At 61.1% G+C, this 18,800-nt stretch carries 13 protein-coding genes; 1 reads left to right on the top strand and 12 read right to left on the bottom strand.

Going from position 1 to position 18,800, the window contains the following annotated elements; all coding sequences use genetic code 11:
- Positions 1-45 precede the first annotated feature (45 nt).
- The 12 genes from KB449_RS25940 to KB449_RS25995 form a co-directional block, all read right to left on the bottom strand.
- The gene (locus tag KB449_RS25940) at positions 46-1,653 is read right to left on the bottom strand and encodes a response regulator (RefSeq protein ID WP_282911138.1); all 1,608 of its coding nucleotides are present in this window, start codon (positions 1,651-1,653) and stop codon (positions 46-48) included.
- Positions 1,650-3,455, bottom strand: a complete 1,806-nt coding sequence (locus KB449_RS25945; protein ID WP_282911139.1) for a sensor histidine kinase — start codon at positions 3,453-3,455, stop codon at positions 1,650-1,652. Before KB449_RS25945 ends, KB449_RS25940 begins: the two co-directional genes overlap by 4 nt.
- Complete coding sequence (locus KB449_RS25950) at positions 3,452-4,330, bottom strand: helix-turn-helix domain-containing protein (RefSeq protein ID WP_282911140.1); 879 nt, start codon at positions 4,328-4,330, stop codon at positions 3,452-3,454. The genes KB449_RS25945 and KB449_RS25950 overlap by 4 nt, the downstream gene beginning before the upstream one ends.
- Positions 4,331-4,478: 148 nt before the next feature.
- Positions 4,479-4,928 (bottom strand): Rieske (2Fe-2S) protein, encoded by a 450-nt coding sequence (locus KB449_RS25955; protein WP_282911141.1) that lies wholly within the window; start codon positions 4,926-4,928, stop codon positions 4,479-4,481.
- Positions 4,925-6,055, bottom strand: coding sequence for an amidohydrolase family protein (locus KB449_RS25960; protein ID WP_282911142.1), 1,131 nt, complete (start codon positions 6,053-6,055; stop codon positions 4,925-4,927). The genes KB449_RS25955 and KB449_RS25960 overlap by 4 nt, the downstream gene beginning before the upstream one ends.
- A 171-nt stretch (positions 6,056-6,226) precedes the next feature.
- Positions 6,227-9,343, bottom strand: a complete 3,117-nt coding sequence (locus KB449_RS25965) for a fibronectin type III domain-containing protein (protein ID WP_282911143.1) — start codon at positions 9,341-9,343, stop codon at positions 6,227-6,229.
- A 246-nt stretch (positions 9,344-9,589) separates the two neighbouring features.
- The gene (locus KB449_RS25970; RefSeq protein WP_282911144.1) at positions 9,590-10,864 is read right to left on the bottom strand and encodes a prolyl oligopeptidase family serine peptidase; all 1,275 of its coding nucleotides are present in this window, start codon (positions 10,862-10,864) and stop codon (positions 9,590-9,592) included.
- A gap of 24 nt (positions 10,865-10,888) precedes the next feature.
- A complete protein-coding gene (locus KB449_RS25975; RefSeq protein WP_282911145.1) occupies positions 10,889-12,646 on the bottom strand; it encodes a DUF5605 domain-containing protein in 1,758 nt (585 codons plus the stop codon).
- Entirely contained in the window at positions 12,643-14,169 is a 1,527-nt protein-coding gene (glpK, locus tag KB449_RS25980) for a glycerol kinase GlpK (RefSeq protein WP_282911146.1), read from the bottom strand. The genes KB449_RS25975 and glpK overlap by 4 nt, the downstream gene beginning before the upstream one ends.
- Positions 14,170-14,181: 12 nt before the next feature.
- On the bottom strand, positions 14,182-15,120 hold the full coding sequence (locus tag KB449_RS25985; protein WP_282911147.1) for a transketolase family protein: 939 nt from the start codon (positions 15,118-15,120) through the stop codon (positions 14,182-14,184).
- 1 nt (position 15,121) lies between these two features.
- On the bottom strand, positions 15,122-15,967 hold the full coding sequence (locus KB449_RS25990; protein ID WP_282911148.1) for a transketolase: 846 nt from the start codon (positions 15,965-15,967) through the stop codon (positions 15,122-15,124).
- Between the two features lie 20 nt (positions 15,968-15,987).
- Positions 15,988-17,421, bottom strand: a complete 1,434-nt coding sequence (locus tag KB449_RS25995; RefSeq protein WP_282911149.1) for an L-fucose/L-arabinose isomerase family protein — start codon at positions 17,419-17,421, stop codon at positions 15,988-15,990.
- Between the two features lie 230 nt (positions 17,422-17,651).
- Here KB449_RS25995 and KB449_RS26000 point away from each other — a divergent pair, with 230 nt between their 5' ends.
- Positions 17,652-18,725, top strand: a complete 1,074-nt coding sequence (locus KB449_RS26000; protein WP_282911150.1) for a LacI family DNA-binding transcriptional regulator — start codon at positions 17,652-17,654, stop codon at positions 18,723-18,725.
- The last annotated feature ends 75 nt before the right edge of the window (positions 18,726-18,800 follow it).

Consider the following 18,800-nt stretch of genomic DNA (forward strand, 5'->3'; position numbering starts at 1 on the left):
TCGAATGCCGCTGCCCTTGATTGCCTCTGCCTTGCGCGGTCAAGCTTACATGTCGCTCGGCTTGATGCCCCAATATTTCTGGAAGCTCTTGGAGAAATAATTAACGTGCTTATAGCCGACTTGCTCCGCCGCCTCGTACACCTTCGCGCCTCCCGCGAGCAGCGCCTTCGCTTTCTCCATCCGCAGGCGGAGCACGCTCTCCGAGAAGGAGCTGCCCGTCACTTCCTTGATGATACGGCTAGCGTACGAGTAATTGATATACAGCTTGGCCGCGACAATATAGAGACTGAGTTCCTCCTCGCCCAGATGCGCTTCGACGTAGGCCATGATCTCTCCGACGGTCACGTGCGTGCCGGATCGGCGCCGCTCGGCGACGGAGCGGCCGATGCGCGTCATCATCCGCTCGAGCCAGGTCATCACTTGCTCCTTCGTCAGCAACTGGTTGAAGTTCATAAAATCCTCGTAGTCGGCGCCAAGCGTCTCCCGCAGGCTCCAGCCGTGCGCATGGACGATTCGCGTGAGCAGCGCCGTAATCCGCAGCAGCATCTCCTTGGCGTCCGCGAGCTGGCGGCCGGGCGAGAAGCCTTTCTCCATGAGCGCCGCGATCAGCTCCGCCCGCCTACCCTCGCTGTCGGTATCGATTGCGATCTCGATCTCCTTTTCCACATCGTTCATGTTGAGCCAGGACGCGTCGGCCGGGACGTCGTGCCGATAGCGGATGATCGTCTCGCGGCCCAGCACGATCCGCTCCTGCAGCGCCATGCGGCACTGCTTGTACGCGACCGGCAGCAATGCGGGATCGGTCACCTCGGCACCGATACCCACACTCGCCGTCAGCTTCAGACAATCCTTCACCGTGCCGAGCAGCTTCCCGAGCCGCTGATCCGCAAGCTGGCGAAGCGCTTCTCCGCCGGCCGCGGACGAGGCGATAAAGATGACCGCCGTCAAGCCGTCGTCGTCCTGCAGCGCGATGGCCTCGAACGCTTCCTCCTCGGCATCCGCCAACACATCCTTTGCGATATTAAATAAAGCAAACTGCAGCAAGGCGCGCTCGTCCGACGGGAACCGGGCGTCGTCGCCCGCGGTCGGGTCCATGTCCACGACGGCGGACAACAGCATTTTTCCTTGCAGGGCAAAGCCGATCTCCTCGCTGCGTTTGGCTAGCTCCCATCCGGAGTAGCGGCCGTTCAGCCAGTTTTTGTAGAACAGTTCCCTCAAGCGGGGCAGATGCTCCTTCCACCGGCGTTCGAGCTGCGACAGGTTGTGGTGGTCGTACAGCTCCTGCTCGCGCAGCTGCTTGGCCTTGAGGACGGTGTCCAGGATCAGCTCGTTCTCCGCAGGCTTCACCAAATATTTGAACACGCCCTGGTCGATGCTCTCTCTCGCGTATTCGAACTGATCGTAGCCCGTCAAAATGATGACCTTCGCGTGCGCATAATCGCGCTTCAGCAGCTTGGCCAGCTCCAGTCCGTCGATGTCGGGCATATGGATGTCCGTAACGACGATATCGATATGCGCCTCGCGCATCGCGGCGATCGCTTCCCTGCCGTTCTCCACCGCCCCGGCCACCTCGATGCCGTGCGCCTCCCACGGGATGCCCAGCGCGATCCGCTCCCGGACGCGGTACTCGTCTTCGACGATCAGCAAGTTCATGCGCGCTCCTCCGTCCGGATCGGAATGATTAACGTTACCTTCGTACCGACATATTCCTCGCTCTCCACGAGCAGATCGGCCGCCTCGCCGTAATAAAGCTTGAGCCGGGACTTGACGTTCTTGAGCCCGAAAAACCGGCTCGACGGACTGTCCTGCGGCAGCCGGTACAGCTTGCTCGTGATTGCGCCAAGCTCCCGGCGAATCTCCTCCAGCCTGGACGGCGGCATGCCGGCGCCGGTATCCGCCACTTCGACGATAAGACCGCGCCGGTCCAGTCCAGACCGGATGCGCAGCTCGCCGTCCATCGCATCCTTTTCGATCCCGTGGATAATCGCGTTCTCGACGATCGGCTGCAGCAGCAGCTTCAGCATCGGAATGTCCTTCGTGTCTTCCGCAAGCTCGATATCCGCTGTAAAATGCGCCGTGCGCATCTGCTGGACGCGAATGTAATACATCAGATGCTCCGCCGTCTCCGCCAGCGTGAAGTCCTGCCTGCCCTTGCCGAGGCTGACCCTGAAAAACTTGGCCAGGTTCAGCACCATGTCGCTGATCTCCCGCATGCCGTGCTTGACGGCGACGGAATAGATGGAATCGAGCGTGTTGTACAAGAAATGCGGGTTGATCTGGGACTGCAGCAGATTAAACTCCGACTTGGCGATGCGCAGCTCCTTCTCGTAGTTCTCCTCGATCATGATCCGCTGGGCGGCCGCCATCTGATTGAATCCGTCCATGACATGGCCCAGCTCGTCGCGGCGGACGTGCTTGATCTGATGCGTCAGATTGCCGTTTTTGACCAGCTTGAACGCGCCGGACAGCTGATAGAGCGGCCGTAAAATCTGGATGTAGACGAGCCAGGCGATCCACATGGCAAGCAGGATGCTGAGCACGATCGTCAGGTAGGTGAACAGCTGCAGCCGGTGCGATTGCTTGAAGATCTCCGCCTTCGGCTGCTCCAACTGAACGGACCATGCGCCGCCCGACTCGCGAATCGTGAACAGCTCCTGTCCGCGGACGCGCGCCGCCCCGGCGTTCGTCTCGAGAATCCGCTTGTCGCCGTAGAACAGCGAGATGTTCATGTCCGCGGACGTCTGCAAATGCTGAATGATGTCCTGCAGCGCCGTCTTGCGGACGGCGAAGATCAGCACGTTGGGCTCGGGCGATTCACTCAGCACATCGAGCAGCCGGATGTAGTAAAGGCTGTCGTCCTTCAGATACCGGTTGGCTCCGCCGCCATTTCCACTGCCATCGTCATTGCCATCGTCATTGCCATCGTCATTGCCATCGTCATTGCCATTCCCCTCGCCGTCTCCGCCGCCGCCCGGTTCCGGGACGTACATCAGCAGCGCGCCGACACCGCGCACCGCCTGCCGGAACCAGGCTTCCTCCTTGATCCGCGGCCAGCGGATGCCGCCGAGCGTCGTGGAGACGCCGTTGCCGCTCTCGCCGTGCAGGATATAGGCCTCCTTGATCGAACCGTTGATGTTGGTCAGGGAATTCAGCTGCTGCTGCACGGTATGGACGTCGTACAGATTGTCCGGGGTGAACGGGTCCCGCTTGTCCCGCCAGATGTTGACGATGCTGGGGTTGGAGCTGACGAGCAGCGTCTGCTGATCCATGTTGTTCGCCATCTGTTCCATGTAGGCAAGCGTCGTCTGGAGGGCGCCTTTCGTACGCTCGCGGATCTGCTCGTTCATGATCCGCTGCGAGTAGTTGTTCGCGAAAAGACTGACGACCACGAGCGGGATCAGAATCAGGATAAAGGTGAGCGACAGCTTGAACTGCAATCCCTGCGTCTTTTTCAATCCGTCGCCTCCGTCCCGGCCTTACCCGTCTCGCCGCGCCTTGCCTTCCGCCAGTGGCCGGGCGGCATGCCGTAAAATTTGCTGAACGCGTGCGTAAACGCATAGGCGTCCGAGTAGCCGAGCATGGCGGCGATCTCCACGATGGCGTAGCCAGCGCTTAGCAGGTCGGCCGCCTTGTCCATGCGCAGCTTCTGCAAATAGTGGATGGGAGAGATCCCCATCCGCTCCGTGAAAAGCTTGGAGAAATAGGCGCGGTGCAGAGACAGGTAATCCGCGACGTCGTGAACGGAAATTTTCTCCGTATAGTGGGTATCCATATAGGCGACGCTGCGGGCGATCCAGCTGTCGATGCCTTGGCGCGTCCGCTCCGCCTCTCCCTGCGGAACAAGCAGCGCGAACACCTGGTATAGAATGGCGCACAGCTCGAGATGGCGTTTCAAGTCGTATTTTCGGGGATGAAAAAGCAGCCGCAGCGCGGCTTCGAGCTCCTTGCCCAGCACGCCCGTCAGGAAGGGCATGTGCCGGCTGAGGCCCGCGCGCTCGAACAGCCCGGGGACATGCGGACCATCCATGGAGATCCAGATCATCTGCAGCTCGCGATGGCCCGGCGCCAGGCGGTAGCGGTACGTATCTCCGGGGAACATGCCGAAGCAATCGCCCTTGGACAGTACGACCCGCTCTCCGCCGTGATCGAACTCGACCTTGCCTTCCGTGATAAAGTGCACGTTGTAGTATTCCAGGATCTTCAGGCCCGTCCGATAAGTCGGCTTGGCCACGTTTCGGCCGATGCGAAGCGGCCAGATGCCCCCTTTGCAGGCAAGATCGTCGGGGATGAACAGCTGCGATTCGAACCACTCGATGGCGGTCTCCTGCATGACGCCTCCCCTTTCCGCATAATCCCCCCTATTATAGCAAGCGCTTTCCAAACGCTGTCAATCGGCCTTCAGCATAAAAAACCTCATCGCCCGAAGAGGTTTCTTATGCTTCCATGCCGCTATCGATCATGCCGCCTCGTTCATGCCGCTATAGATGAATCATCACGTAGTCTTCTTCGACCGATACGCCGAATTTTTCCACGGTCACCTCGTAAGACTTCGTTCGCACCTTCCCGTCGACGACCATGCAGCCCGTCTTGATGTCGAACTCCCACTGATGCCACGGGCAGCGCACGATCTCGCCTTCCCGCTCGAAGCGGAAATCGCCCGGCCCCGAAGACACGACGGCCGCGGTCACGAGTCCCTTGCAGAGCTCCGCTCCCTGGTGGGGACAAACGTTGCGCAGCGCGTGAAAGGCGCCCTGGATATTATAAACGCCGATGCTGCGCCCTTCCACCTCGACGATCTTGCGCGAGCCGGGCGGAATCTCGGATACGCGCGCGGCGCGGAACCGCTTGTCTGACGAACCGGCCGGACGCATCGACTCGGCCGAATCCGGTCGCCGCGAATCTGAAAGCCGCCGCTCCGTCGCGCTCATCCTTCCGCCTCCTTCTCGCGCGGCGGCAGACCGTACAGTTCGGCGGCGTTGTCGTAGTAGACCCGATCCGCTAGCCCGTCGGCCAGCTTGGGCAGCGCCTGCTTGGGCGAATCGTAGTCCCAATGCGGGTAATCGCTGCAGTACATCAACGTTTCGTCGGCATGGATGCTGTCCAGCAGGGAGTCGAATATGGCCCGGTTCGGCGTCTCGTCGATCGGCTGCGTCGTGACGCGGACATGCTCGCGGAAGTATTCGCTCGGCCGCTTGCGGACCCACGGCGTCTGCACGCGCAGCCCCTTCCATTCCTGGTCCATCTTCCACAGCAAGGGCGCCAGCCAGAGGACGCCCGCTTCCTGCAGCACGACCCTGAGCGTCGGGAAGCGCTCGAACACGCCTTCGAAAATGAAGCTGGCCAGATGCGCCGCCATCGTCGACGGCCGCGCGCAGCGCGTCTCGATGTAATTCGTCACGTACCCGGCGCCCGTCGGCGGGCTGTTGATGCCCTCGCCTTCCAGGCCGACGTGGATCGTAAACGGCAGGTTGTGGCGCACGCACGCTTCATAGATCGGATCGTAATACCGGTTGCCGTAGGGCAGCGTCGCGCCGTTGCAGACGATGACCTGCACCATGTCGGCTCTGCCGCCGACGCGGTCGATCTCCTTCGCGGCGAGCCGCGGCTCCTGCTTCGGGATCATGACCGAGCCCCGCAGCCGGCTGTCCCGCGACAGCCAATGCTCGATCGTATAGTCGTTAATCGCGCTGCAGGTCGCAGCCGCGTAGTCGTAGTTGATCGTCGCCTGAATGCCGTAGCCTTCCCCGGTCAGAATGCCGTACGCGACGTTGTAGCGGTCGAGATGCTGCCGCTGCATGAGCGCCAGATCGCTGCCGGCGCGGCCGCCTTCCTCCGGATAAGCGTCGGCCATCCGGCCGCCGACCCCGCCGTTAAAGTGCATGCCGCCCGGATAGGCCGGTCCGTACGCCTCGACCAGCTCCCGGTAATGCCGCGGCAAATACGGCTTGATCTCTTCCAATCCCGAAATCTGGTGAATGTCGCAATCGATGATAGGTCGTTTGGCTTTGCTCTTCTTGTCCGCCGGCGCCGGCGTCTCGGCTTGCGAAGTCTGCATGCGAGGTGCACCTCCAAGGTTTCAACGGAACCGCCGGGCGGCGCTTAGAAAGGCGTCCGGCGATTCGATTGCTTGACCTTCATGTTAAAGCGCAGGTCCTCGAACGCCAATGCTGCCTTGTCTGGCGTTTTTGCGACTTTGTAAGGTCACCCTCCTTAAGGTTCTAACGGTTCATACCTGCTTCACGACGAAATCGTCGAAATACGCCTGGGCGAAATGGGTGTACGCGCCGATTTTCCCGCTTGCGAGGGAAGCATCCGTCGCGTTGATCTTGAGCGTTCCGTTGACGTAGGCCTTGATCGCGGTCCCGTTCACCTCGAGCTTGAAAAGATGCTGCGTGCCAGTGCTCAGCGTCAACGAGGTTGAAGCGACGGTGCTCTCCGTGCCGCCTACGACCTTGCGGAGCGTCAACTGCCCCAGATTGTTGTCGTAGTAGACGTAATAGTAGTTGTCTTTGTCCGCGAATCGCGCTACAAGTCCGATCCTCCCGTAGAGGCTCTGCCACTGGTCGGCTTTGATCTTGGCCTCCACGCTGTAATTCGTCCAGGCCGTGTCGCCGGCCGTAGACTTGGAGCCGCCTTTGTCGAAGTTGTCGGCCAGATAGGCGTACGAGCCCCCGTTCGTTACGACGCTGAAATTGCCCCAGGAGCTGGCGACCGTCCAGCCGGCCGCCGTGCCGCTCTCGAACTGCTCCTTGAACAGCAGATCGCTCGTCGTGACGGCGGTCGGGCCGCTTCCCGCAGAAACGTTGCCCGACGGATCGAACGCCTTCACGACATAGTGATACGTCGTAAGCCCCGTAACGCTCTTGTCGACGTAACGCGTGACGTTGCCGTTAAGCGAAGCAATCTGCGTACCGTCGCGATAAATCTTGTAGCCGGAGACGCCGACGTTGTCCGTGGATTTGGTCCACGACAGCTCCACCTTGGCGGCCGTGTCGGACACGGCGGTGACGCCGAAGGGCGCCGTCGGCGCGGTCAGGTCCGTGCCGGCGACCGAATCGTACACGAGCTCGAACGCATAGCCTTTGTCGGTTTCCAGCGGCACCGAGATCGTCGTGCCGGTCACCGTGACGGGCACCTCCGCCAGCCGCACGCCGTTCTGCGCGAGCTTGTAGGCTTTGTAAGCCGACGGCGTGCGCGTCGTATCGAGCTTGAACTCGCCCAGGCCGTACTTCACTAGCGTCGGCAGCGTGCCCTGGTGATACGTCGTGAGGCCGCCGGACGTCACCTCGTACTCGCCGGTCCCGGCGGCGTCGGTCGTATAGGTGAGCAGGATTCGGCCGCTCTCGTCCAGCGGCTCGTCGTCGAGCGACAAGGCTGACACCGTGCCGTGCGCCAGATCGCCCTTCAGCGTGACGGCGCCGAGCTCGTAGCCGCTGCCGTCCAACGTGCCCACGGCCGCCGCCGCGTAAGGCGTGTTGATCAGGTACGTATTCGTATTCATGTCGAACACGAGCTCGCCTGTATCCGAGACCAGCAGGTCGTCGTCCAGGGCATCCTGCATGGATGCCTTGAGTCCCGCGTCGTCGAGCGCGTCGATGAACGTCTCCGCGACCTCCTTCATCGTCATCGCGTTCGTAATCGTAATCTCGTTGGCGCCCGGGATGTCCCCCGCCGCGATATCCGCCGGCGTCAGGTCGGGCGTAATCTTGTAGATCGCGTAAGGCGCGGCCGGATGGTCCGCGTACACCGTCACCGTCTTGAACAGATGCGGAATCATCATGCGGTTGCGCTCCTGATCCTGGTTTTCGGTCGCGGAGCCATGCGTCACCACCCACGTTTTATCCCTGACGATAACGAACTTCGGATCGCTCTCCGCGACGTGTCCCCGTCGGAACAGCAGCGCGCTCTGATACTCGGACATCGTCGCCAGCGTATCCGTGACGGAGTCGAAGGAGATGGCGCCGCCGAGCGGCGCCTCGTTGACCGCCTCGTTCACCCGGCTGCTGAAGTCGAAGCGGTTCATCATATCCCAGCCGTTGTAAGCCCCGGCCGCGGACGAGATCAAGCCGAGCTCGTCTCGTCCGTCGGTCGGGAACTCCTGGTTGAACTCCGTCAGCGCGAAGGGCTTCCGGTACAGCTGGCCGAGCGCAAGGGCGGGAATGTAATTTTTGATAATGGATGAACCGTACTGTGGCACGTAGCTTGCCGCCGTCGCCGGATCGAACACGGTGCTGTAGCGCGGATGCGTGAGCGGGTTGTAACTAAAGACGCCTCTGCCGTTAACCAGCCCGTTGTACAGATGCGTCTCCTGAACGTCCGTCTGCGTCCGCCAGTAGTTGGCCAGCGAATCGTTAATGTAGTTGATGCCGCCGATCGGCGCCTGGACGCCGACAACGTTCTTCAGGTAGGACTTCATGTCGCCGTTGGCCGCGAACTGCTTCTCCGTAAAGTACGCAGTCATGAGGTCCCGGACGCCGGACGGCGCCCCCCAGAAGCTCGTCGGAAACGTCGACACCGTCGGCAGCCCTTTGCCGGTCAGATAGGCGTTGAAGTCCGTCTTGATCCAGTTGTTGAAGTTGGCGTCGGAAAAGCTGGCGTTGTAGAGCAGCGATTCGTTGACCGGAGAAAGTCCCATCAGCTGGGGATCGTCCTTCAGCGCAAGGCCGGTATACGGATTTACGTGCGACAGGAGCTGGCTCGCGAATGACTTCCAGATGGCGATCCCGTCCGGCATGAGCGTCGCCAAATACTTGGACGCGGTCGCGCCGTACGTATTCAGGCTCGAGACGCCCGAGAAATCGGCATACGCCAAAATGTCCATGTCGATATAAATGCCGCGCGCCTTGAGCAAAGCGTTGAAGTACTCGAAATTGTCGAGCTTGGCGGCGTTCAGCGTCACCGTCGTGGAGGTAGGCTTCGCCATCAACCCTTTGGCCCAGTCATAGTTCTGGTCTACGGAGGAATACCGCACGACGTTGTAGCCCATGGCGGCGAGCCGGTCCGCGATCACGACCATCTCCGCGTGCGTCGGATCGGTGCCGTAGCTGCCGTTCAGGTTGCCGCCGTAGAACTTCACCTTCTTCGCGGGTTCGTCATCAAATACGTAATCGCCGTCCGCGTCGATCTGGACGAAGCCCTTGTCTCCCGCGGGCGCGTCGTTCAGGAACGACAAATCCAGCGCGCTGCCGGGCGCCACGGCCATCGTCGTATCGATCGCCCGCCAGTCGCTGCCGGCCACGATCGGATCCGCGCTCGCCACCTCCGCCTTGCCCGCGACAGAAGCGACGGGGACAAGCAGGGCAAGCGACAGGGCGACGGCAGTCGGTTTGGTCATTCTTTTCATCATTCAAGCCTCCTCAGTAGGTTGAATACGCACATTGAAGGCGCTTACAAGTTATGCAGTCGCCTTCCGGCTTCTCGCGCTTCATCTCCTTTCCGCCATTTCAGCATTATCATAGAATCGGGCGGATCAACCGACAATGTTCGGCCGTCGGCTGTTTTTTGCGAGTTCGTCAGCTTGCCTTATTCAACAAAAGAGGCCAACCGGAAATCCGGTTGACCATCGACGAACGCTATTCGATTTTTATATCTATTTCTTCTGCAAAGCCAGCCATTCCATCAGCGACACTTCCCTGCCATTAACCACTACAGGCTGCCCGTCGTAGTCCAGGCGGCAGTCGTCGTTCAGCGCGTAGATCCACGAGAAATGCCCGTGATAGACAAACGGCTCTCCCCGCTCGTCGGCGAACCGGCCGTGAAGATCCGCAACCCGGTCGAAATACGAGAAATGCACGTCCTTCGCGCCGGCCTTGATCAAGCGCTCGTAGGTCGGCACCGCCGTCTCTTCCGGCCTCACGATCGAATCGTCCTTGGCATGCGTCAGCCAGATCGGCAGGTGTTTGATCCGCTCGATGTCCGCGTCGCCGATGACTTCGTCGTACAGCGCCTCGCATACCGGAAAAGCAGCCGCGAAGTACGCCGGGTAATCCAGCACCATCCGCATCGTCATGAATCCGCCGTTGGAGCAGCCGCCGATATAAATCCGGTCCGTGTCGATCGCGGCCTCGTTGAGAGCGACGAATTCGTCGATCAGCGCTTTTAACGCCTCAACGTACTTGGACTTCCCCGTCCTGCCGTATTGCCCGCTGCCGTCGTCCAGCCAAAAGGTCCGCGTCTGCGGCACCAGCACGAACGTGCCGCCGAGCTTGGCCTGAATGTCGTCGCCGGCCAGGTTGACCACATTGTTGCCCGTATAGGCGATGGCCGGATCCGTCCCGCCTTCCCCGCCACCGTGCAGCCAGATGAGGAGCGGCCTTTTTCCGTTTCCGGTCTGCGGCACGAAGTAGCCGTAGTTTAGCGGTTCCGCTTGAAAAGAAGAGATGCCCTGCAGAAACCGCTCCGCCTGCTTGGCTGTATTCCCCGCACACCGGTCGAATACAAGTCCCGTCAGCGCCTCCCCCGTTTCCGACGCGATTTCCGCGATCTGCGTAATCCGGTAATCGCTGACGATATATTCGTTCATGCCGTTCAGCGGGGCGATGGGCGCGGCCAGGGGATCGAGCGGTCCGTGCTTCATCTCGAGCGTCACGAACGCCCCTTCTTCCCCGCGCGCGCCGTCGATCCCGGAAGGATAGGCGTCGAGGATCGTGCCGTAGCCCTTGCTCGGCGCCTTGAGATCCGGCTCGGTCCAGCTCTTGGGAAGCAGGAGCACCTCGCCTTGTTTATCCTTCCGTTCCACGTAAACGCTAAAGCAGGCCGGTTTGACCGCTTCCGCCTTCACCACGGCCCGCATCGGCAGCACGAGCTTCGTAATAAACGGGCCGTAATCCGTGACTTCCGTAATCGTGTAGTAGATGCTTCCCATCTCGGCCTCCCCTTCTCCGGCGCGCTATTCCGTCTTCGTCAGCCTGACGGCCATAAATTGCTTGCCCGGCAGCTCGATGCGAAATGCGCCTTCATACGTCCCCTCGAGCCGCTCGATCGTCATGTTCCACGTATCGATGACGTCGACGGCATACTTCGTGCCCGGCTTGCGGCTGAAGTTCCGGAATCGTGGCTGATTGAAGCCGAAATAGTACAAATAGTATTCGTCCTTCACGCCGGCGCACGGCACGTCCCAATCGGACGGCAGCGGGTTCAGCACGCCACCCGGGCTCTCCTCGGTGATGCGGCGCAGAAAGGCGATCCGGTCGGGACTCGTGCCCGTCAGCTTGCCGCCTTTGGACCACCACAGCACCTCTTCGGTATTAAGGTACGTTTCCCCGTGTCCCACATATCCCCCGCGGACCGCGCCTTCCCAGAAGCGGCGCGTCATTTCTTCGCCGGTGATATTGCCCCAGCCCTGGTCGATGTCCCCTTCGTAGGCGCACTCGTCAATGACGATCGGTTTTTTCCACTTTTCCCGCCATTCGGTCGTCGCCTCGGACGTCTTGTACACGTCGACCCGCTGGATGCTGCAATGCGTGACCCAAGGCTTGCTGTAGTCGTAAAAGGCGAAGCAGTTGTGATTGGAAATGAGGTGTCCCGCGGGGTCGTTCGACGTGACGATCTCGGCGAAGCGCTCCCAGTCGGCCAGCTCCTTGTTCCACATGAGATCGTACTCGTTCGCCAGCGACCACCACACGTTGCGATAAGCGGACAGGCGGGCCGTGACGTAGCGAAGGTAACGGTCGTCGGCCGCCGGATTCATCTCCGAATAGCCCCAGCGGTCGTAAGCGTGGAAAAGGATCAGGTCCGCTTCGATGCCCAGCTTGCCCAGATCGGCGATCCGATCCTCCAGATGGCGGAAGAATACCGGGTTGAACCGCGTATAATCCCAGCCCTTCTCCAGGGAGCCCTCGAACGGATCGTAGACAGGCTCGTTCTCGTTGAACAGGTACGATTTCGGAAACACGCACATGCGCATTTTGTTGAACGGGGAAGCTTTGAGCGTCTCGAGCGTCTGCGCTTCTAAAGCGTCTCCCTGGTGCGTCCATGCATAACAGGTGGTGCCGACCGGGATATAGGAAGTGCCGTCTTCGTAGGCAAAATGATACGTGTCCTTCACGCGGACTGGGCCATGGTTGCCGGCGGACGGGGGCAAGACACGGAACGCGCCTCCGATGCCGTTCAGGGAACGGGCGTTGCTGGTCGTCCGGTACGTCCACGCGCCCTGCGCGTCCGGCATGAAGCGGATACGGTAGACGCCGTCTCCATCGTAGAAGCCGGCCATGCGGACGCTTTGGCCGCCGCTCGAGAACTCGGCCGCCAGTTCGACGTCCGTGAACGGATTGCCGTGGCTCGGTCCCTTCAGCTCGATCTCGTAAACGCCCCACTGCTCGGCCTCGTCCGGCGCTTGCACCGCCGCGGAGGCCTCGGGGACGTCAGCCGGCTCGTATTCGGCGGACGGCGCGACTTCGGCATCCGGCTCCGCAACTCCGCTATCGGACGCGACGGCGGCCAGCTCCGCCAGCGTCTCGGCGATCCAATCCGGCTGCCCCAATTCTTCCTGGCGGAAGGCGTATACCTTTTCCAGCGTCAGGCTCTTGAAGAGCGACAGCATATGGGGCGGCGAGGAAAGCAAGTCCGGCAGCCTGCGGGCCAGAACCGCACGGGCCGCTTCGTTTTTGTAGATGATGCCGATGCGGGTCTTTTCGGTAAATGTCATGCTTGTTTGACCTCCTCCAACGCGCTTGTTTTCGTAGGGGCGCCTATTACCGAAGCCGCCGCTTTTTGCCACCCTGCATATAATCGTTCGCGCTCGGCCGCTTCCATAACGGGTGCGTATAGATGTCCGGCCGCCCCGAACCGCTCGATCTCGTCCAGCGAAGCCCAGTAACCCACGCCGAGTCCCGCCATATAGACGGCGCCCATCGCCGACAGCTCCGCGACCGCGGACCGCGACACGGCCAGATTCAGCAGGTCGGCCTGGAACTGCATGAGCAGCGGGTTGCCGGAGGCGCCGCCGTCCGCATGGAGCTTCTTGAGCGGGATGCCCGTCTCGCGCGCCATTAATTCCGCCGCGTCGCGCACCTGGTACGCGATGCTCTCGACCGCGGCGCGGACGATATGGCCTTTGCCGGTCGCCCGGCTCATGCCGACGATCGCGGCCCTTGCGTACGGATCCCAATAGGGGGCGCCCAGCCCGACGAATGCGGGTACCAGGTAGACGCCTTCGTTGTCCGGCGTCCGCCTCAGCATGACGTCCAGCTCCTCGAACGAGTCGAACAGCCCAAGATTGTCCCTGACCCACTTGACGCTGTCGCCGGAGCTGCGGATGACGGCTTCAAGCGCGTAAGTCACCTGGCCGCTCTTTCCCCAAGCGATGGCCGTCACCAACCCGTTATCCGATACGACGGGGCGTTCGCCGGTGTTCATGAGCACCGAGGTTCCCGTGCCGTAGGTCGCCTTTGCCATACCCGGCTCGAGGCACAGCTGCCCGAACAGGGCCCCTTGAGAATCCCCGATGACGCCGGATACGGGGATTTTCTCGGGGAACAGGTCCGGGTCGTCCGTGAAGCCGAACGATTCGTCCGAGAACTTGACCTCGGGCAGCAACGTCCGCGGCACGCCGAACAGTCCGCACAGCTCGTCGTCCCAATCCAGCGTATGAATATTGAACAAGGAAGTCCGGCTCGCGTTGGTGTAGTCGGTCGCATGCGTTTTCCCGCCGGTCAGCTTCCAGATCAGCCAGCTGTCGATCGTGCCGGCGAGCAGCCGGCCTTGCGCCAGCAGCGGTTTAGCGCTTTCAATATGGGTTAGTATCCAATCCCACTTGGCGGCGGAGAAGTACGGATCGAGCATGAGTCCGGTCTTGGACCGTACCGTCCGTTCATGTCCGGCGACTCGCAGCGCCTCGCACCGGTCGGCCGTGCGCTGGCACTGCCAGACGATCGCGTTGTATACGGGATGGCCCGTCTCCCGGTCCCAGACGACAGCCGTCTCCCTTTGGTTCGTGATGGCGAGTGCGGCCAAAGCGGCGGGCTCGATGCCCGCCAGCTCCAGCGCTTCGCGCACCGTCCGCTTCACGTTGTCGTAAATCTCGAGCGGATCGTGCTCCACCCAACCGGGCTTCGGATACACTTGCCGGTGCTCCGCGCTGCTTTTCGCGACGACCCGGCCGGAACGGTCGACGAGCAAAGCCTTCGTACCCGCCGTGCTCTGGTCAACCGCCAGGATATACTTTTCCATGAACGGCCGTCCTTATCTGCCCAGCAGATCCAGGGCGATCTTTTTAATGTTGCCGGCGCTGATGCCGTAGTGGTCGAATACCTCGGCGCTCTTGCCCGCGATCGCCGGCTCGTCCGGGATGCCGAGGATGCGCATGGGCACGGGCTTATGCTGCACGACGACTTCGGCCACCGCGGCGCCGAGACCGCCGTGAATGCTGTGCTCCTCGACGGTGATGATATGTCCCGTCTCCGCGGCGGCCCTGATGACCGCTTCCTCGTCCAGCGGCTTGATCGTATGCATGTTAATCACGCGGCAGGACACCCCTGCTTCCTTAAGCGCATCATGGGCGTCGAGCGCGACGCGAACGGTCTCGCCTGCCGCGATGATCGTCAGATCGCCGCCTTCGCGCAGGGTGACGGCCTTGCCGATCACGAATTCGTAGTCGTCGTTCTCGTAGACATCTTCGACCGGATTGCGCCCGATGCGAATGTACGCGCCGCCCTCGTGCTTCACGAGCGCTTCGGTCATGCGCTTCGTCTCGTGCCGGTCGGCGGGCAGGATGACGGCAAGCCCGGGGATCGCCCGCGACACGGCCAGATCCTGCACCGAATGGTGGGACATGCCGAGCGCGCCGTAGCTGACGCCGCCACTGATGCCGACCAGCTTCACGTTCGTGGCCGAATAAGCGACGTCCACCTTGATCTGCTCGATGCTGCGCATGCTTAGGAAGCAGGCCGGCGAGGTGACAAACGGCTTTTTGCCGCTATGCGCGAGGCCGGCGGAGATGCCGACGATGTTCTGCTCGGCGATGCCGACTTCGACGAATTGCTCCGGATACGCCTTGGCAAAGGGAGCCATGGCTGCCGAGCCCCGCGAGTCGCTGGCGAGCACCATAATGTCGCGATCCTCCTTGGCCAGCTCCAGCAGCGTATCGCAAATGACCTGACGGTTCGGAATCGTATTCGCCATGTTATCGCACCAGCCCTTCCTGCTCGTAGCTCTCGATTGCGGCGGACAGCTCGGCAAGCGCCAACGCCAGCTGCTCTTCGTTTGGCACGTGATGATGCCAGTGCGCCACGTTTTCGGCGAAGGACACGCCTTTGCCTTTGACCGTATTCGCCATGACCAGCGTCGGCTTGCCGGGGATCGAAGGCGCCGCCTCGAAAGTGCGAACCAGTTGCTCCATGTCGTTGCCGTCGATGGACACGACGTGCCAGCCGAACGCCGCCCATTTTTCCTCGAGCGGTTCGAGACCCATCACTTCCTCGGTCGATCCGCTGATCTGAAGCCGGTTGCGGTCGATGATGGCGACCAGGTTATCCAGCTTGTAGTGCGGACCCGCCATCGCGGCTTCCCACACGGAGCCTTCCGCCTGTTCGCCGTCGCCCATCAGGCAGAACACCCGGTAGTCCCTGCCGTCCCGCTTCGCCGCAAGCGCCATGCCGACGCCGATGGCCAGCCCGTGGCCCAGCGCGCCCGTATTCATTTCGATGCCAGGCACCTTGTTGTTCGGATGCCCGATCAGACGCGTGCCGAACTGGCTGAACGTCTTCAGCTCTTCCTTGGGGAAAAAGCCGAGGTCGCCGAGGATGCACCAGAGCGACTCCACCGAATGCCCCTTGCTCGCGATGAACCGGTCGCGACCGTCCCACTTCGGATTCGCGGGATCGATCTTCATGACGCGGTAGTAGAGCGCCGTCAAAATATCGGTATTGCTGAGCGAGCCGCCCGTATGCCCCGTCTTGGCCCCGTGAATCATCTTCAGCAGATCCATGCGGATCTGCGCGGCTTTCGCTTTAAGTGCCGTCGTTTCCATGGATGAGTACCTCCTTTGAATCACAGTCCCGCACCGCGAAGCCAGGCCTGAATCTCGCGTTCGGTCGGATCTACCGCATCGGGGGTCAGTCCCGGGATATAATTGCATGCCTCGTACAAGGCCGGAATCGCGTTCGCATGAATGCCTACGGAATGATGGACATAAGGGCCTTTGACCAGCTTTTCTTCCCACAGCGGCCAGTCGTTCACTTCCACCCAGACATACGAGCCCCGCGTATACGGGCCTTGAATGCCGCGGGCTTTGCCGAGGAACAGCTGATACTCGCCATGGTCGCCGTCGAAGCGCGCCAGCGTCATGTCGCCGCCCTTGATCTCGCCTTCGTGCGTGCCCGGCGAATGGTCGTCGAACAAGAAGTGCTTGCGCAGCTTCGGTTTGTCTTCGACGGTCAGGGAGACGGGGAAGTTGCCGCAGTGGAACAGCAGCTCGCCGTTCGGATTTTCGGGATGGCGGACGGTCAGGTCGGCGAAAAACGTCGGGTGCTGGTTCAACGTCGCCGCTTGAACCATGACGGAGGTGATCGCGCCGTGAATGTCGGTCTCGCAGGTGACCGGGATCTGTTCGTCGGTCAGTATCGCGTTGGCCAGGCAAGGCATGATCCCCATCGCGTCCTGCAGGGACGACCAGCATTGGATCGCGATCGCCGTGCTGCCGGTGTTCAGGGCATACTGCTTCATCGCAACCTTCAGGGCGGCGATCCGGCGGACGTCCGCTTCGGTCACTTCTGACCAGTCCAGTTTGGCTTTAATATAGTCGATGGCTTCCGCCAGTTCGGAGCTGCTGCCCTTCTCGATCTTCTGCGAAGCGCGCTGGATGTCGACCAGCGTGATCGGATGGATCTCGATGCCGAACCGCTCCAGCAGCTCCCCTTCGTTGCACATCATCGTCCAGAACGAAGCCGGGCGCGGGCCGATCTGCAGAATGCGCAGGCTGCGGAATTTTCTGACCACGTTCGCGGCGGCGACGAAGTTCGTGAAGCCCCGCTCGAAAACGGGATCGTTCACCCGGCTGTTCGTGACATAGGTGAAAGGAACGTTGAAGCGGCGCAGGATCTTGCCGGTGGCGAACAAGCCGCATTGCGTGTCGCGCAGGCGCATGCCGTCCTCGAGCGGCGCCTCGTCGCGGGGACCCCACAGCAGTACGGGCTTGCCCAGCGCCTTGCCGACGCGCGCCACCGTATCCTCCGTACCGAAGTTGCAATGCGGGAAAAACACGGCGTCCACTTTTTCCTGCTTGAACCGGTCGGCGATCAGGTCGGCGTTAATATGGTCGTCGTAGAGCAGTCCCTCTTGGTTGAGCCCTTCTAGATCGACGATGTCGATGTCGAGGCCGAAGCTTTCGATCTTTTCCTTGATCATCACTTTGTAGCGGAAAGCGTCTTCAGCGCTAAATACGAAACGTCGGGTCGGCGCGTAGCCCAGCTTCAATCTGCTCATGTGTGGGGTCTCCCTTTCAGTAAACTAACTAAACATAAACGAAGTCGTTTAACTGCATGAGTTCAATTTATCACTGGTTATAGCGCTGGTCAATGTGTTTTAAGTAAATAAAGTAAGATTTTTAGTCGATTTTTGAACTAAATTAACTAAACAAAATCAATAGATCTTGCTTATTAATGGAGCTGACATTAAACTAAACTTACTAAACAGAACGAATGGAGATTTTCTTCATGAAGATGGAAGACATCGCCAAGCTCGCGGGCGTATCCAAGGCAGCCGTGTCGCTGGCGCTCAACGGGAAAGGGGGCATCGGTCCGGAAACGCGGGACCGGATCCTTCAAATCGCCAGCGAGAACGGCTACCGGCCCAAGTCGCGAACCTCGGCCCGCGAAGCGCAGACCGCCTCGATCACGTTCCTTGTTTTCGCCAACTCCGGTATCGTGTTGGAGCAATATTACCAGCAGCCCTTCTTCCGGGAGCTGATCCACTATATCGAGGAACGGTGCCGTGCGAGCGGCTATTCCCTGCTGTTCTCCTCCGTGGACATGTCGACGTTCGACGAAGGCATCCGGGCGATCGCCGAGGACAAGCGCGCCGACGGCGTCATTCTGCTCGGCACGAACTTGAACAAGCCGATGCTCGAACAGATCGCCGGGCGATTGAACGGCCCGCTTGTCGTGCTGGACACCTGCTTCGAAACGCTCCCGATTTCCTTTATCCAGATCAACAACGCGATGGGCGCCTATCAGGCCGGGCAGCATCTATGCGGGCTCGGTCACCGCGACATCGGCTACATCGCTTCCGATATCCGCATCCGCAACTTCGACGACCGCCGCACCGGATTCATGCAGGCGCTGCAGGAGAACGGGCGCGAGCTGTCGCCGGCGCATGTGTTCTCGGTGGCCCCCACGATTCTCTCCTCCCAGGACGCGCTGAAAAAGCGCTTGTCCGCTTATCGGGAATCGCAGATGCCGATGCCGACGGCCTTTTTCTGCGAATGCGACTACATCGCGATCAGCGCGATCAAGTCACTCGTCGAGCTGGGCTATCGCGTGCCGGAGGACGTCTCCGTGGTCGGCTTCGACAACATCTCCGAAGCGCTCATCGTCTCTCCCGAGCTGACGACCGTGCACGTGGAAAAGGAACGGATGGCCCGCCTCGCAGTGGACATGATCGTCGAAGCGATCGAATCCGGCTCTCTCGTCGGCTCCAAGGTGCTCGTGGACACGCAGTTTATCGCGAGAGGATCCTCCCGCTCTCCGGATCCGGCAGCGCTCGAGGCCGCTGCGAACGCCGTTCGCTAGCGCGCCGGTATTCCGCGCGGGCCGGATGCGAGGCCGCAAGAGCACCTCCACCCCGCACTCCCGCCGCTCTAGGCT

Source organism: Cohnella hashimotonis, from assembly GCF_030014955.1.
In the GTDB taxonomy this organism is placed as follows: domain Bacteria; phylum Bacillota; class Bacilli; order Paenibacillales; family Paenibacillaceae; genus Cohnella; species Cohnella hashimotonis.

Bases quoted from the DNA above. Each gene is read 5' to 3' on its own strand.
- KB449_RS25960 (WP_282911142.1), bottom strand. From the start codon at position 6,055: ATGCAGACTTCGCAAGCCGAGACGCCGGCGCCGGCGGACAAGAAGAGC.
- glpK (WP_282911146.1), bottom strand. From the start codon at position 14,169: ATGGAAAAGTATATCCTGGCGGTTGACCAGAGCACGGCGGGTACGAAG.
- KB449_RS26000 (WP_282911150.1), top strand. From the start codon at position 17,652: ATGAAGATGGAAGACATCGCCAAGCTCGCGGGCGTATCCAAGGCAGCC.
- KB449_RS25970 (WP_282911144.1), bottom strand. From the start codon at position 10,864: ATGGGAAGCATCTACTACACGATTACGGAAGTCACGGATTACGGCCCG.
- KB449_RS25985 (WP_282911147.1), bottom strand. From the start codon at position 15,120: ATGGCGAATACGATTCCGAACCGTCAGGTCATTTGCGATACGCTGCTG.
- KB449_RS25990 (WP_282911148.1), bottom strand. From the start codon at position 15,967: ATGGAAACGACGGCACTTAAAGCGAAAGCCGCGCAGATCCGCATGGAT.
- KB449_RS25995 (WP_282911149.1), bottom strand. From the start codon at position 17,421: ATGAGCAGATTGAAGCTGGGCTACGCGCCGACCCGACGTTTCGTATTT.
- KB449_RS25940 (WP_282911138.1), bottom strand. From the start codon at position 1,653: ATGAACTTGCTGATCGTCGAAGACGAGTACCGCGTCCGGGAGCGGATC.
- KB449_RS25965 (WP_282911143.1), bottom strand. From the start codon at position 9,343: ATGAAAAGAATGACCAAACCGACTGCCGTCGCCCTGTCGCTTGCCCTG.
- KB449_RS25950 (WP_282911140.1), bottom strand. From the start codon at position 4,330: ATGCAGGAGACCGCCATCGAGTGGTTCGAATCGCAGCTGTTCATCCCC.
- KB449_RS25955 (WP_282911141.1), bottom strand. From the start codon at position 4,928: ATGAGCGCGACGGAGCGGCGGCTTTCAGATTCGCGGCGACCGGATTCG.
- KB449_RS25975 (WP_282911145.1), bottom strand. From the start codon at position 12,646: ATGACATTTACCGAAAAGACCCGCATCGGCATCATCTACAAAAACGAA.